15 protein-coding genes and 1 pseudogene are annotated in these 14330 nt (G+C 70.3%); 8 read left to right on the top strand and 8 right to left on the bottom strand.

The genetic code is table 11. The features are described from left to right. Positions 1–141 precede the first annotated feature (141 nt). Entirely contained in the window at positions 142–474 is a 333-nt protein-coding gene (locus tag ACFY6S_RS16275; protein ID WP_388816754.1) for a DUF2530 domain-containing protein, read from the bottom strand. Between the two features lie 273 nt (positions 475–747). Here ACFY6S_RS16275 and ACFY6S_RS16270 point away from each other — a divergent pair, with 273 nt between their 5' ends. Next, positions 748–2208: an NCS2 family permease gene (locus tag ACFY6S_RS16270; protein ID WP_388816751.1), complete on the top strand. Its 1461-nt coding sequence runs from the start codon at positions 748–750 to the stop codon at positions 2206–2208. A 58-nt stretch (positions 2209–2266) separates the two neighbouring features. Here the strand turns inward: ACFY6S_RS16270 and ACFY6S_RS16265 are convergent, their stop codons facing one another. Further along, positions 2267–2449 carry a ribbon-helix-helix protein, CopG family gene (locus tag ACFY6S_RS16265; protein ID WP_329065070.1) on the bottom strand — a complete coding sequence of 61 codons (183 nt, stop codon included), beginning with the start codon at positions 2447–2449 and terminating at the stop codon, positions 2267–2269. A 163-nt stretch (positions 2450–2612) separates the two neighbouring features. On the opposite strand from ACFY6S_RS16265, the gene ACFY6S_RS16260 reads away from it, so the two are divergent. Then, positions 2613–3059, top strand: coding sequence for a MarR family transcriptional regulator (locus ACFY6S_RS16260; protein ID WP_329065068.1), 447 nt, complete (start codon positions 2613–2615; stop codon positions 3057–3059). A 230-nt stretch (positions 3060–3289) separates the two neighbouring features. Beyond that, positions 3290–4627, top strand: coding sequence for an MFS transporter (locus ACFY6S_RS16255; RefSeq protein ID WP_388818029.1), 1338 nt, complete (start codon positions 3290–3292; stop codon positions 4625–4627). A gap of 60 nt (positions 4628–4687) precedes the next feature. On the opposite strand, the pseudogene ACFY6S_RS16250 reads toward ACFY6S_RS16255, so the two are convergent. Then, positions 4688–4981: pseudogene (locus ACFY6S_RS16250) on the bottom strand (Uma2 family endonuclease); the annotation flags it as partial. A 474-nt stretch (positions 4982–5455) separates the two neighbouring features. Next, positions 5456–6442, bottom strand: a complete 987-nt coding sequence (locus tag ACFY6S_RS16245) for an aldo/keto reductase (RefSeq protein WP_388816747.1) — start codon at positions 6440–6442, stop codon at positions 5456–5458. Between the two features lie 295 nt (positions 6443–6737). On the opposite strand from ACFY6S_RS16245, the gene ACFY6S_RS16240 reads away from it, so the two are divergent. Beyond that, a complete protein-coding gene (locus tag ACFY6S_RS16240; protein ID WP_388816745.1) occupies positions 6738–7067 on the top strand; it encodes a hypothetical protein in 330 nt (109 codons plus the stop codon). 97 nt (positions 7068–7164) lie between these two features. Here the strand turns inward: ACFY6S_RS16240 and pip are convergent, their stop codons facing one another. Continuing rightward, positions 7165–8175: a prolyl aminopeptidase gene (gene pip, locus ACFY6S_RS16235; RefSeq protein ID WP_388818026.1), complete on the bottom strand. Its 1011-nt coding sequence runs from the start codon at positions 8173–8175 to the stop codon at positions 7165–7167. A 264-nt stretch (positions 8176–8439) separates the two neighbouring features. On the opposite strand from pip, the gene ACFY6S_RS16230 reads away from it, so the two are divergent. Together ACFY6S_RS16230 and ACFY6S_RS16225 are read left to right on the top strand one after the other, a co-directional pair. Continuing rightward, a complete protein-coding gene (locus ACFY6S_RS16230) occupies positions 8440–9735 on the top strand; it encodes a sensor histidine kinase (protein WP_388816742.1) in 1296 nt (431 codons plus the stop codon). Between the two features lie 183 nt (positions 9736–9918). Next, positions 9919–10323, top strand: a complete 405-nt coding sequence (locus tag ACFY6S_RS16225; protein ID WP_388816739.1) for a trypsin-like serine protease — start codon at positions 9919–9921, stop codon at positions 10321–10323. A gap of 50 nt (positions 10324–10373) precedes the next feature. Here ACFY6S_RS16225 and ACFY6S_RS16220 read toward each other — a convergent pair whose 3' ends face one another. Next, the gene (locus ACFY6S_RS16220) at positions 10374–11312 is read right to left on the bottom strand and encodes an alpha/beta hydrolase (RefSeq protein ID WP_388816736.1); all 939 of its coding nucleotides are present in this window, start codon (positions 11310–11312) and stop codon (positions 10374–10376) included. A gap of 129 nt (positions 11313–11441) precedes the next feature. Between ACFY6S_RS16220 and ACFY6S_RS16215 the strand changes: the two genes are divergently transcribed. Both ACFY6S_RS16215 and ACFY6S_RS16210 read left to right on the top strand, forming a co-directional pair. After that, on the top strand, positions 11442–12479 hold the full coding sequence (locus tag ACFY6S_RS16215; RefSeq protein WP_388816733.1) for a GlxA family transcriptional regulator: 1038 nt from the start codon (positions 11442–11444) through the stop codon (positions 12477–12479). Positions 12480–12742: 263 nt separating this feature from the next. Continuing rightward, on the top strand, positions 12743–13534 hold the full coding sequence (locus ACFY6S_RS16210) for an SDR family oxidoreductase (RefSeq protein WP_388816730.1): 792 nt from the start codon (positions 12743–12745) through the stop codon (positions 13532–13534). 272 nt (positions 13535–13806) lie between these two features. On the opposite strand, the gene ACFY6S_RS16205 is transcribed toward ACFY6S_RS16210, so the two are convergent. Both ACFY6S_RS16205 and ACFY6S_RS16200 read right to left on the bottom strand, forming a co-directional pair. After that, complete coding sequence (locus ACFY6S_RS16205; protein ID WP_388816727.1) at positions 13807–14016, bottom strand: DUF397 domain-containing protein; 210 nt, start codon at positions 14014–14016, stop codon at positions 13807–13809. Positions 14017–14032: 16 nt separating this feature from the next. Then, positions 14033–14242: a DUF397 domain-containing protein gene (locus ACFY6S_RS16200; RefSeq protein WP_388816725.1), complete on the bottom strand. Its 210-nt coding sequence runs from the start codon at positions 14240–14242 to the stop codon at positions 14033–14035. Between the last annotated feature and the right edge of the window lie 88 nt (positions 14243–14330).

Here is a 14330-nt window from a genome sequence, read left to right as displayed (position 1 = left end):
CGGGACGAGGGAGATCGTACCCAGGCAGGAGAGAGCCGGCGCGGGAACGGGACTTTGGTCAGGGTGTGATCAGGGCTTGAGGTGTGGTGGGGCTTCGGGCGCGGTCAGCGCGATCGGGCCCGATCAGGGCTTTCGGCGCGATCAGACGGTTCGGCCGCCGGGCCCGCCGGGGCCTTCGGTGCCACGCCCCTCCGGACCGGTCCCGGTGCCCTCGGCGGCGGTGGCCGCCGCGCGCTTGAGGGCCGCGTCCCTGCCGCGTACGTACCAGATGCCGATGAGGCCGAGTCCGGCGCCGGCGAGGCAGGTCCAGATCCACCAGGTGTGCCCGTGATCGCTGTACCAGCCGTAGAACGGGAGCTGGAGGACAAAGAGCGCGAACCAGATGATCGTGCCGCCCGTGACGGTGCCGACGACCGGCCCCTCCAGGGGTTCGGGTGCCGGGTGGCGGGGGTTTCCCGTCAGAAAGCCGCTCATGGAGGTCAGTCTATGCGGGGTCGCGCGGTCCGGTTCCTGGCGGGGACGGCGGGGGAGCGCACGGGCCAGGGGCCTTCGGCCCAAGGGTCTACGCGCGGAGATAGCGATCTTGGACTGTCATATTCATACTGATGTATTCATACTGAAATCGTTTGCTGGCTGACTGATTCTGTTCGTATGAACATGCAATCGGCTGGCCGTGCTGTCTGAAGCTGTCCGTCGCGTCGCTTCCGCCGCGTCTCCCATCCCTCCGTATGACGACTGAGGTCCCGCATGCCATCCTCGGCCACCGCTCCGGCCGGTTCCGACGCCCAGCCCCCGGCTTCCGGCTCCGGACAGCCGTCCGGCGGGCTCGACCGTTACTTCAGGATCTCGGAGCGTGGCTCCACGGTCGGTCGTGAGGTACGCGGCGGATTCGCCACCTTCTTCGCGATGGCGTACATCATCGTGCTGAACCCGATCATCCTCGGCAGCGCGAAAGACATGTACGGGCACCAGCTGGACAACGGCCAGCTGGTCACCGCGACCGTGCTGACCGCCGCCTTCTCCACCCTGCTCATGGGCGTCATCGGCAATGTGCCGATCGCGCTCGCGGCCGGCCTCGGCGTCAACACCGTCGTCGCCCTTCAGCTCGCCCCCAGGATGAGCTGGCCCGACGCCATGGGCATGGTCGTCCTCGCCGGTCTGGTGGTGATGCTGCTGGTGGCGTCCGGGCTGCGGGAGCGCGTGATGAGCGCGGTGCCCTCCGGGCTGCGCAAGGGCATCGCGATCGGTATCGGCCTCTTCATCATGCTGATCGGCCTGGTCGACTCCGGCTTCGTCTCCCGTATACCGGACGCCGCGCAGACCACCGTTCCGCTTCAGCTCGGCGGCAACGGGCATCTGCACGGCTGGCCGATCCTGATCTTCGTCCTCGGGGTGCTGCTCACGATCACCCTGATCATCCGCAAGGTGCGGGGCGCGATCCTGATCTCCATCGTCGCGATGACCGTGCTCGCGGTGATCATCGACCTGGTGGTGAAGGTACCGAGCTGGGGCCTGACCACCCCGAAGTGGCCCGGCAATCCGGTCGCCACCCCCGACTTCGGCCTGTTCGGGAACTTCAGCCTCTTCGGCGGCTTCGAGAAGGTCGGCGTGCTCACCGGCGTGCTGTTCGTCTTCACCGTGCTGCTGTCGTGCTTCTTCGACGCGATGGGCACGATCCTCGGCGTCGGCGACGAGGCCAAGCTGATGGACAAGGAGGGCAACTTCCCCGGGATCAACAAGGTGCTCCTCGTCGACGGTGTCGCGGTCGCGGCCGGCGGCGCCGGTTCCGCCTCGGCGAACACCTGCTTCGTGGAGTCCACGGCGGGGGTCGGCGAGGGCGCCAGGACCGGCCTGGCGTCCGTCGTGACCGGCGCGCTCTTCGCGGTGGCGCTGTTCCTCACCCCGCTGGCGACCATGGTCCCGTCCCAGGCGGCGACGCCCGCCCTGGTGGCGGTCGGCTTCCTGATCCTCGCCGGGTCGGTGCGGGACATCGACTGGAGCGACTTCACCATCGCCGTACCGGCCTTCCTGGCCATGGTGATGATGCCCTTCACCTACTCGATCACCAACGGCATCGGCATCGGCTTCGTCACCTTCAGCGTGCTGCGCCTGGCGACCGGCCGGGGCCGCGAGGTGCCGGCGGCGATGTACGTCGTCTCCGCGGTGTTCGTGTTCTACTACGCGATGCCGGCGCTGGGGCTGACGTAACCGGTCGGTTCCCGGCTCTCCCGCGTCACGTCACCACCGACGTCATCACCGTCGTCCTCTACGTCACGCCGTAGAACTTCTCCGTCTCGTCGACCGCCACCTTGAAGCGTTCGTCGAAGTCATCGCGAATGAGCGTCTGGGCCACATAGTCCTGGACGCTCATTCCGCGTCTGGCGGCGTGCTGCCGGAGCCGGTCGAGCAGCTCACCATCTATCCGCAGACTGAGCACTGTCGATCCCATACGGACCAGGTTCAGGGGTGAATGCGGCTCGTCGCGACACTTTCCGGAGCAAGCTCACTCGTACGAGTGACTGACCGCTTCGCCGGCCGCCTCCGGACCGCCGCTGCGGTGGTGCTGTCTTCCCGGTGGTATTTAGCATGGGTAATGAGTTACCCTAACAAACATGTCTGACCTGCCCCACGGCGACGACAACGAGAACGACGCCGCCGTGAACGCTCTCCGCTCCGCCGTCATGCGGCTGGGCCGGCGTCTGAAGCACCAGCGTGTGGACGAATCGCTGAGCCCGACCGAGATGTCGGTGCTGGGCACCCTCGCCCGCTGTGGCTCGGCCACCCCGGGCGAGCTGGCCCGCAAGGAGCATGTGCAGCCGCCGTCGATGACCCGCATCGTGGCGTTGCTGGAAGCGAAGGGGCTTGTCAGGCTGGAGCCACATCCCGACGACCGTCGGCAGAAGGTGGTCAGCCAGACCGAGCAGGCCGAGGCGATGCTCGAAGAGAGCCGCCGCAAGCGCAACGTCTGGCTGGCATCCCTCGCCGAGGGCCTGGACGAGGACGAGTGGGCGAAGCTGCGCGCTGCCGCCCCCGTACTGGAGAAGCTCGCCCACTTGTAATCCGCGCGCTGTGAGGAGGCGAACCCCCATTGAGTACGGGATCCGGAGCAGACTCCGCCCCCGCACCGAAATCCACCCACGACAGCACCACGCACGACAGCACCACGCACGAGACCACGACGCGGGACAGCACCACGCAGGACAGCACGGTGTCCGACACCTCCGCGTCCGGCACCGCGACGTCCGGCAGCACGGCGTCCGACGCCGGCACAGCTGACGAACCCGCCGAAATACCCGCCGTACCGGCCGTCCCCGCTGCCGAGCCGACCGGCCGCGAATCCGGCGGCGGAGGCGGCGGCACCTTCTCTTCGCTGAAGATCCGCAACTACCGGCTGTTCGCCACCGGCGCCGTCGTCTCCAACGTCGGTACCTGGATGTCCCGCATCACCCAGGACTGGCTGGTCCTCAGCCTCACCGGGTCATCGGCGGCCGTCGGCATCACCACGGCCCTCCAGTTCCTGCCGATGCTCCTCTTCGGCCTCTACGGCGGAGTCATAGCCGACCGCTACCCCAAGCGTCAGCTCCTGCTCGTCACCCAGAGCGCGATGGCGCTGTGCGGGATCTCCCTCGCCGTACTGACCCTCTCCGGACACGTCCAGGTCTGGCACGTCTATCTGATCGCCTTCCTGCTCGGCATGGTCACGGTCCTCGACAACCCCACCCGGCAGTCCTTCGTCTCCGAGATGGTCGGCCCCGACCAGCTGCGCAACGCGGTCAGCCTCAACTCGGCCAACTTCCAGTCCGCCCGGCTCATCGGCCCGGCGGTGGCGGGCGTACTGATCACCACGGTCGGCAGCGGCTGGGCCTTCATGCTCAACGGCCTGTCCTTCATCGCCCCGCTGGCCGGACTCCTCCTGATGCGCCAGCACGAGCTGCACAAGTCCGTTCTCGTCCCGCGCGGAAAGGGACAGCTCAGGGAGGGGCTGCGCTATGTGCGCGGACGCCCCGAGCTGATCTGGCCCATCGTCCTGGTCGGTTTCATCGGCACGTTCGGCTTCAACTTCCCGATCTGGCTGACGGCCTTCGCGCACGAGATCTACCACGGCGGAGCCGGCATGTACTCCGTCTTCAACATCCTGATGGCGGCCGGCTCCCTCGCGGGCGCCCTGCTGGCGGCCCGCCGCCGCTCCAGCCGTATCCGGATGCTGGTCCTCGCGGCGATGGGCTTCGGTCTGCTGGAGATCCTGGTCTCCGTGTCCCCGTCCGTCTGGCTGTTCTCGCTGCTGCTCCTGCCGATCGGCATGATCGGCCTCACGGTCAACGTCAGTGCCAACACGAGCGTCCAGATGGCCTGCGACCCGGAGATGCGCGGCCGGGTGATGAGCCTCTACATGATGGTCTTCGTCGGCGGCACCCCCATAGGCGGCCCGCTCCTCGGCTGGGTCACCGACACCTTCGGCGCCCGCGTCGGCTTCGCCACGGGCGGCGCGGTCTCCCTGATCGCGGCGGCGGCCGTCGGTCTGGTGCTGACCCGGGTGGCGGGGGTACGGCTGAAGGTCGACCTGCGCGGCGGACGCCCGCACATGGCGTTCGTACCGAAGGAACGGGAGCTGGCGACGGCTGCCTGAGCGTGCGACGGCCCCGGCCGGGCGGTTCCGGTCGGGGCCCTGTGCTGTGCCGGGGCGCGGTCAGTCGTGCGGGAACTTGTCGGTCTTGAGGACCAGATCCACGAGGGTCCCGGTGAGATCGATGTCCATGCCGAAGTCGACGGGATACTCGTTGGAGTACTCACCGTGCTTCGGTTCCGTGTGTACCCGGCACCTTCCGGTGTACGGATCGACGATGAGGTAGACCGGGATCATGGCCGCCGCGTAGGTCGCCTTCTTCGGACCGTAGTCGTTGGCGGCGGTGGTCCTTGAGATCACCTCGGCGATGAAATCCACGTCGCTGGTACGCCACCGGCCGTTCGCGTCTCTTCTGGAGTCGGCGGCCTGTCGGTCTCTACGGTCCTGTCAGTCTCCACGACGGTCATCCTGGCGCTCCTCCCCGCTCCCGCGTGGATGCGGCAGCCGCGCGGTACAACGATACGCGTGACCGGCACGTAACGGTCTATATGTCATATGACCGGCAGCATCGTTTCTGTGAGCGCCACAGCCGGCTGCCGGTCTCCGGGGAGCCGGGGGGCGCCCCTCGTACGAGACGATCGCCCGCTGCCTCCTGGGCCGGGGCGCGCGGGGGCACCCGGGCGACGGCGCTGTCACCGGCGGCCGTTAGGCTCGACGCGTGGACCCCAAAACCCGTAACCGCATCATGGCGGGCGTGCTTGTGCTGATGTTCGCGATCATCGCCGTGGCGGCTGCTGTCGGCTAGCGCGGCCAGGCCCGCCCGGGCCCGGCCCGCCGCACACGACGATGACCGTGGTGCGCGCGCGTACTACCGATCGGGGTGCGCGCGTCCTACCAGGCGAACGCCTCCGGCGACGGCCCCGGGCCCGGGAAGATCTCGTCCAGTGAGGACAGGACCTCCTCGGACAGCTCCAGCTCGATCGCCCGCAGCGCCGACTCCAGCTGCTCGGCCGTGCGCGGTCCGACGATCGGGCCCGTCACGCCGGGCCGCGTGAGCAGCCAGGCCAGGGCGGCCTCGCCCGGGTCGATGCCGTGCTTGTCGAGCAGGTCCTCGTATGCCTGGACCTGTGCGCGCAGCGGCGAATCGGTGAGCTTGTCGGCCGAGCGGCTGCTCGACCCGCCCTCGCGCTCCTTGCGGATCGCGCCACCGAGCAGCCCGCCGCCCAGCGGCGACCACGGGATGACCCCGAGGCCGTACTCCTGCGCGGCGGGGATCACCTCCATCTCGGCGCGGCGCTCGACGAGGTTGTACAGGCACTGCTCGCTGACCAGGCCGTACGAGCCGAGGCGGCGGGCCGTCTCGTTGGTCTGGGCGATCTTCCAGCCGGGGAAGTTGGAGGAGCCCGCGTAGAGGATCTTGCCCTGCTGGATCAGGGTGTCGATGGCCTGCCAGATCTCCTCGACCGGGGTGGCGCGGTCGATGTGGTGGAACTGGTACAGGTCGATGTGGTCGGTCTGGAGCCGCTTGAGGCTGGCGTCGACCGCGCGACGGATGTTGAGGGCCGAGAGCTTGTCGTGGTTGGGCCACGCCTCGCCGTCCGCCTTGCCCATGTTCCCGTAGACCTTGGTGGCGAGCACGACCTTGTCGCGGCGGTCGCCGCCCTTGGCGAACCAGGTGCCGAGGATCTCCTCCGTACGGCCCCTGTTCTCGCCCCACCCGTACACATTGGCGGTGTCGAAGAAATTGATACCCGCGTCGAGAGCGGCGTCCATGATGGCGTGGCTGTCGGCCTCATTGGTGAGAGGACCGAAGTTCATCGTCCCGAGGACGAGTCGGCTGACCTTGAGTCCGGTGCGTCCGAGCTGCGTGTACTTCATGACTCCACAGCCAACTGGTTCGAGCGCGCTCAAGGCAAGAGCGGATACGCCTTGTGGCGGCCTGATCCCATCTGTCCGTGGCGCGACGGGCCGACGGGCGAGGGCGCGGGGCAGGGGCGCGGGGCCGGATGTGCGCGGCACTCGTGGTGGAGTGGTTATAAATCGGTCGATTGCATGTTTTCGAGCCATTGTTCGCCCGCTGGGCATGATGCCACCGCGCCCTGATCAACCTCCTCCTGAGCGGCCGCATCGCCGGCCCTCGTGTCCTGCCCGCACCGGAACACCGGAGGTTTCCTTGATTTCTCGTGCCCGACGCACCATCGCAGCCATCGGCGCGACGCTCGCACTCGGCGCGGGCGGGCTGCTGACCGCGGCGGCGCCCGCGACGGCCGCGCCGGAGTCCCCCGACGCCTTCGGTTGTACCTACCGGAATGTGACGGGAAGCGGCGGTCACAAGGGGGCGGCCGTCACCTGCCAGGGGGCCACGTTCACGGGCTTCGCCGACTGCGAGAAACCCGGTCTGGTCTACCGGCACTTCGGCAACCGGGTGGCGTCGGGCGGTACGTCCACCGTCTGGTGCGACCTCGGGGCCCAGGTAAGGGCCGCGGGCGGCACGCCGTCGTGAGGGTCCCCGCGAGGTAGCGGGCGGCGGTCGCCGCTCTGGCTGTCCCCATCCTGACGGCCGGCGGGCCGTCAGGACGGGGGCGTCGCGGGCCTGCGGGTCAGCCCGCGAACGCGTCCAGCGCGGCCCGCACTTCGCCGCGCTGGGCGTCGCTGCCCTTGTGGCCCGCGTCCTGGATGACGACCAGCCGCGCGTCGGGCCAGGCGCGGGTCAGCTCCCAGGCGGTGCCGAGCGGGCCGCCGAGGTCGTACCGGCCGTGGACGAGCACACCGGGGATGCCCGCCAGCCGTCCCGCGTCCCGCAGCAGCACCCCTTCCTCCAGCCAGGCGCCGTGCGAGAAGTAGTGCGCGCAGATCCGCACGAACGCCTTGAGGGCGGCCGGGGGACGGTCGGAGTAGATGGTGGCGGAGCCGTTGGGCTCCTGGGAGAGGACGGCGTCCTCCCAGGCGGCCCAGTCGGCGGTGGCCCGGTCCCGTACGGCCGGATCGGGGTCCTCCGTGAGGCGGGCGTACGCGCGCAGCGTCTCCTGGACCACGCCGGCCCGGTCGGCGGCGGACCCCGACCAGCCCGTCCTGCTGTCGTCCACCGGGAGGCCGGCGCCGGTACGGAACCGGTGCCACTCGGCCGGGAAGACCGCCCCCGCGCCTCCGTACAGCCACTCGATCTCGGAGCGGCGGGTGGTGGTGACGGAGGGGATGACGATCTCCGAGACCCGTTCGGGGTGCGCCTCGGCGTACGCGAGGATCAGCGTCGAGCCCCAGGAGCCGCCGTACAGCAGCCAGCGGTCCATCCCGAGGTGCGCGCGCAGCCGCTCCATGTCGGCGATGAGGTGGCCGGTGGTGTTGTGGCGCAGGTCGACGGCGGGATCGCTCGCGTGCGGTGTGCTGCGCCCGCAGTTGCGCTGGTCGAACAGGACGACGCGGTAGCGCTCCGGGTCGAAGAACCGCCGGGCGTACGGGGTGCAGCCGGACCCGGGACCGCCGTGCACGACGAGCGCGGGTTTGCCCTGTGGATTGCCGCAGACCTCCCAGTGGACGAGGTTGCCGTCACCGACATCGAGCATGCCGTGGTCGTAGGGGTCCAGGGGCGGATAGAGGACGTCGGGACTCATGGGCACCTTTCCGGGAAGGAAGCGGAAGCGGGCGTAAGCGTGGGAGCGGGCGTAGGCGTAGGCGTGGGAGCGGAAGCGGGCATGGGCGCGGGACGTGGCGGCCATGGTGGCGGGCGGCACGACGGGCCTCCACCGGATTTCCGGTCCGGTGCCGCCTTCTATCCTCACCGGACGCGAACCGCCAGTCGTACTCGCCGGCTCGGGAACACGCTGCGTGGCCTGGCACTTCTGCCCGGTGGCGACGGGGGCACGGCGCAGAGACACGTGACGCGGCCCGAGCCGCGCCCGCCCCTGCTGTCGGCGCGCGCCGCGGACCTGGTGCTGATGGTTGTGGCGTTGCTGCCCGCAGTGGTGATCAGTCTCCAGAACCCCTACCTGGGTCCGGCCGCCCCCTGGGCGAATCCGCTGATCGCCGCGGTGAGCGCGCTGCCACTGCTCGCACGGCGCCGGGCCCCCGAACTGGTACTCGCCGCCGGACTGCTCGCCAAGCTCCTCCAGGTCTCGGCTTTCGCCGCGCCCGTCGCCTACTACGCGGAGGGCGCCTATCGCGGGCCGCACAGCCGCCGGATCGTCTGGGCCTCGGCCGGTGCCGGGCTGGTGGTGCTCGCACCCTGGAACGCGGCGGCATGGTCCGGCCTCCGGACCGTGACGCTCTGGTTCGCGGTGAACTTCGTCTTCTCCTGCCTGGTGCCGCTGCTGCTGGGGCTGTACGTGGGCCAACGGCGCGCCGTCGTCGCCGGCCTGGTCGAACGGGCGGAGCGCGCCGAGCGGGAACAGCGGCTCGTCGCCGAGGCCGCGCGGGAACAGGAGCGCCGACGCATCGCCGGTGAGATGCACGACGTGGTCTCCCACCAGGTGAGTCTGATCGTCGTGCACGCCAACGCGCTCAGCGCTGTCACCCACGACCCGGAGGTGACGGGCGAGACCGCCCAGATCATCCGGACGGCCGGTCGGCGCGCCCTCACGGAACTCCGCGAGATGCTGGGGCTGCTCAGGGACGGCCCGGCAGGTGATCCGGACACCGGGCCCGGAGAGCCGCCGACACCCGCGGGAAGCGACACCGCGGAGGACGCGTCAGGGGCCGCGGCGCGCGATCCCGCCGCACCGGCCGGGCGGCGGCCCGTCCCCGGAGCGGCCGTTGACAGGATCGCCGAGCTGGCGGACGGCTCCCGGACCGCCGGGCTGCCCGTCACCGTACTCGTCGAGGGCACGCCGCAACCGCTGGCGGAGCCGGTCGAGCGTGCCGCACATCGGATCGTGCAGGAGGCTCTGACCAACGTGCACAAGCACGCACCCGGCGCCACGACGCGGATCCAGCTCCTGTTCGGCCCGGAGGCCGTGCACGTCGAAGTCGTCAACGGCCCGCCCGAGAGGTCCGCCGAGCGGGCCGCCGACGGTGAGCCTCTGCTGCCCAGCGGGGGACACGGCCTGACCGGTCTGACGGAGCGGGTCCGCCTGGCCGGAGGCACCATCGAGTCGGGGCCCACCGGCGACGGCGGCTTCCGGGTCGACGCCGCGCTGCCCCCGTCCGTGCCCGGGGCGGTCGCGACCGGAGCGTGACGCCGCCGGGGACGGTGGCGTCACGCCGACGAGCCGGACGTTCAGCTCAGCCCGGCGTCGTGGGCGATGAGCGCGACCTGGGTGCGGTTGGCGGCGTCGAGCCGGCCGATGTGCCCTACGACTTTCGGGCAAGTCCACATCGGGCGGAGAGGGGGACGCGCCGAGGACGCCGACCGGAACACGATGGACGGCAACCACTACTGCGGAGCCTCCCTGATCAAACCGGACTGGATCGTGACCGCCGGGCACTGCACGGTGAACATCAAGCCCGAGCGGCTTTCCGTACGGGTCGGCGACCACGATCGTACGAAGGGAGCCGCGGCGAAGGTCACCAGGATCGTCCCCGGCGACCGGTGCAGCGAGAACTACAACCCGGACAACGAGTTGTGCACCGACAGCCCCACCGAGAACGCGCAGGCATGCATCCTCGACTCCGGCGGGCCGCTGATCAAGGGCCGTCCCGGACGGTGGGAACTGACGGGGGCGACCAGCCGCGACGGTGACGCCGATCCGAAGTGCGCCACCGGTCCCGGCATCTGCACCGACCTGACGGCCCACCGCGAATGGATCGAGCGGGCCACCGCGTAGAGACCGGCCTGCCGCCGTCAGGTTCCGGCCGGGCCGGCCGGAACGCCCGCTCAGGGGTGGAGGGCCGCGCGCAGGGTGCGTACCTGGTCGGCGAGGTTGTGTGCGCTGAGGCGGGCCTGGGGGAAGAGGAGGTCGAAGCCGTGGACGGCGCCGGGCACCTGGACGAGTTCGGTGGTGACGCCGGCGGCGGACAGGCGCGCGGCGTAGTCGCGGCCCTCGTCGCGCAGCGGGTCGATCTCGGCCACGGCGATGTAGGTGGGCGGCAGGCCGCCGAGGTCGGTGGCGCGGAGCGGGAAGGCGTACGGGTCGGCCTGGTCGTCCTGCGCGTAGTACCGCACGGCCAGCTCCATCGCGCCCCGGTTGAGGACCGGGGTGTCGGTGTACTCCTGTGCCGAGGCGCTGGTGAGACCGCCGTCCAGGCTGGGGTAGGTCAGGGACTGGAAGAGCAGGTGCGGGCCCCCCTGGTCGCGGGCGCGGAGCACGGTGGAGGCGGCGATGTTCCCGCCGGCGCTGCCGCCGGCCACCGCGATGCGTGTCGGGTCTCCGCCGAGTTCGGCCGGGTGGTCGGCGATCCAGGTCAGGGCGGCGTAGGCGTCGTCGGACGCGGCCGGGTAGGGGTGTTCTGGGGCGAGGCGGTAGTCGACGGAGACGACGACGGCGTGGGCGTCGCGGGCGTAGCGCAGGGAGCGTCCCTCCTCGGCCTCGGGGGATCCGTAGGTGTAGGCGCCGCCGTGCACGTAGAGGATCATCGGCAGGTCTTCGGTGGTGTCGGGGCGGTAGACGCGCAGTCGCAGTTGGCCCGCGGGGCCGGGGATGTACAGGTCTCGCACCTTGACCTGGTCGTCGACGGGGGTGTCGGGCTGTGCGCGCAGCAGTGCGTAGCGCTGGGGGTCGGCGAGCACGGCGTCCAGGCCGTGGACGGGGAAGACGCCGGTGTCGGCGGTGTCGAGCAGGGTCTGGATCTCGGGATCGACAGCGGGAACAGTCATGGCTGAAAAGCACCTTCCGGGTGGTCGACCGGGTGCTGCCCGGTCTGTTGTGCGGAACTGATCTCAGTCTCTGCCGATCACCGGCGACACAGAAGTGGCCCGAGAGCCACTATGTGCAACTATTGGGCCATGACTGTTGAGACACCGCATCATGTGGCCGTCCTGGCCCTCGCGCCGGTGGTGGCCTTCGACCTGAGCATCCCGGCCCAGATGCTCGCCGCGGTCGAAACCCGCGCGGGCACCTCGGCCTACGAGGTACGCACCCTCACCCCGGACGGCTCCCCGGTACCGACGGTGAACGGGTACGGCGTCATGCCGCAGGGCGACCTGTCCCTGCTGGAGCACGCCGACACGGTGATCGTCGCCGGCACCCGCTGCCCGGAGGTGCTGGACGCCGGCGCGGTGGACGCCTCCGTCGCCGAGGCACTGCGTCGGGCGGCCGGGCGCCGCGCCCGGGTGGTGTCCCTGTGCACCGGCTCGTTCGTCCTCGCGGCCGCCGGCCTGCTGGAGAACCGCCGGGCCGCGACCCACTGGCGCTACGCGCGGCAGTTCAGGCGGCTCTTTCCCGCGGTCGACCTCGACACCGATCCGCTGTACATCGCCGATCGCGGGATCCTGACGTCGGCCGGCGGCGCGGCCGCCATCGACCTGTGCCTGCACCTGGTCCGGGAGGACCACGGCAGTTCCGTGGCGAACCGGGTGGCGCGGTACAACGTCGTCGCGCCCATGAGGGACGGGGGACAGGCGCAGTATGTCGAGCACCCGGTCCGGGAGGACGCGGGCACCTCGACGGCCGGGGCGCGGACGCTGATGACGGAACACCTGGACCGGCGGCTGTCCCTCGAAGACCTCGCGGCCCACTGCCACATGAGCGTACGGACCTTCACCAGGCGCTTCCGCCAGGAGACCGGCGTCTCCCCGGCCGAATGGCTCGCCTCGGCCCGCCTGGCACACGTACGCCATCTGCTGGAGTCGACCGAACTGCCGGTCGACGACATCGCCGTCCGGTCCGGCCTGGGCAGCGGCACCAACCTGCGGCAGCACATGCGCGCCGCCCTGGACACCACCCCGTCCGCCTACCGGAGCACGTTCCGCTCGACCACCACCACCACCGCCTTCGCGCCGCCCGTCTCCGGGGACCGGCGGACCGGGTCCGCGGGCACGTGACGCCGTCCGGTGCGGGCACGTGATGCCGTCCGGCGCGGGCACGTGATGCCCGTCCGGCGCGGGTCGCGCCGGGAACACGACCGCTCGCAGGGGGAGTCAGCCCACCCAGTGGGCGCACCTGCCGAAGGAGTACGGCAACCGGCGGGGCGTCTACCACCGCTTGCTTGAAGTGCACTCCACGGCCATAGCGTGAAGACAGCCGACCCGAGCATCCGGCGCGTCGGCACGTCATCCCGCACGACCGACCGGAAAGACGGCAAGTGATGGACAGCCCATGCACAACGCACGCAGAACTCTTCGATCTGCGGGGTAAGCGCGCGCTCGTCACCGGGGGCACCCGAGGCATCGGAATGATGATCACGCGTGGCCTGCTCCAGGCGGGCGCCCGCGTGGTCATCAGCTCACGCAACGCGGAAGCGTGCGCTCAGGCGCAGGAACAGCTGTCCACATTCGGTGAGGTGCGGGCCATCCCCGCCGACCTGTCCCGCCACGACGAGTGCCGGCGGCTGTCCGACCTCGTCACCGCCGACTCGGAGCGTCTCGACATCCTCGTCAACAACGCGGGCGCCATGTGGGACGAGCCGCTGGCGACGTTCCCGGACGCGGCCTGGGACACGGTCGTCGACGTCAACCTGAAGTCGCCGTTCTGGCTGGTCCAGGCGCTGCTGCCCGCACTTCGCAGGGCGGGCACCGCCGACGATCCCGCGCGGATCATCAACATCGGCAGCATCGCCGCCATCCACATCCCCCAGCGGCCCAACTACTCGTACTCCAGCAGCAAGGCCGCGCTGCATCAACTCACCAGAGTGCTCGCCAAGGAACTGGGCCCGCAGCACGTCGCCGTGAACGCCGTGGCGCCAGGACCGTTCCCGTCGGCGATGATGGCCGCGACCCTCGATGAGTTCGGCGAGGCGATCGCGGCGTCGGCCCCACTACGCCGCATCGGCCGCGACGACGACATGGCGGGTGTCGCCGTGTTCCTCGCCAGCCGGGCAGGCGCGTACCTGACCGGCGCCGTGATCCCCGTCGACGGCGGCATCGCCACAACCGCGTAGCCGGCCTGGGTCTGTTCGACCGCCCACGGCCGCTGACCCGTTGGGACCGATCATCCTGGCGGCTCGGTCTGAATCGCCGGGTGAGCGAACGAGAGACGGCCGTGACACGCCAGTCCTATGGCTGGGGTGCGGCTTCGGGCCGCGTCGGCGGGGACGGCGGCGCCGGGGTGCTGGCGGTGCGGACGGGTGAGGCTTCCTGGGTGGCGTCCAGTGCGCGCGCGTCGGAGCCCCGCCGATCCTGGCCGATTCCAGGGCCGGGGGGCTCCGTCGTATCAGAGGGTGGGGAACTCTCCGGTTTTGATGCCCGTGATGAAGGTGGTGAACGAGGCGGCGGTGGGGCTGAGCGCCGGGCCGTTCGGGTCCTTGGAGTCGCGGACGGGGACGGTGCCGTGGGTGGTGGTGAGGTTGGTGGCGACCTCGACGCACTGGCCGCCGTGCTCACTGTAGGAGGACTTGAACCAACGAGGGGATTCGGTGGTCACGGGGTGTCCTTTGGTGTCAGAGGGCGGGAAAGTCTCCGGCTTTGACGCCTGCCACGAAGGTGGTGAACGAGGCGGCGGTGAGGCTGAGCGCAGGGCCGTTCGGGTCCTTGGAGTCACGTACGGGGACGGTGCCGTGGGTGGTGGTGAGGTTGGTGGCGACCTCGACGCACGCGCCGCCGTTGTTGCTGTGGGAGGACGTGAACCAATGCGGGGTCTCGGTCGTCACGGTTTGCCCTTTCGGGTCAGGTGGTGGGGAACTCTCCGGACTTGACGCCAGCGATGAAGGTGGTGAACGAGGCGGCGGGGATGTTGAG

Source organism: Streptomyces sp. NPDC012835 (genome assembly GCF_042900885.1).
Classification (GTDB): Bacteria; Actinomycetota; Actinomycetes; order Streptomycetales; family Streptomycetaceae; genus Streptomyces.
This window is presented reverse-complemented; position numbering and strand designations above follow the sequence as displayed.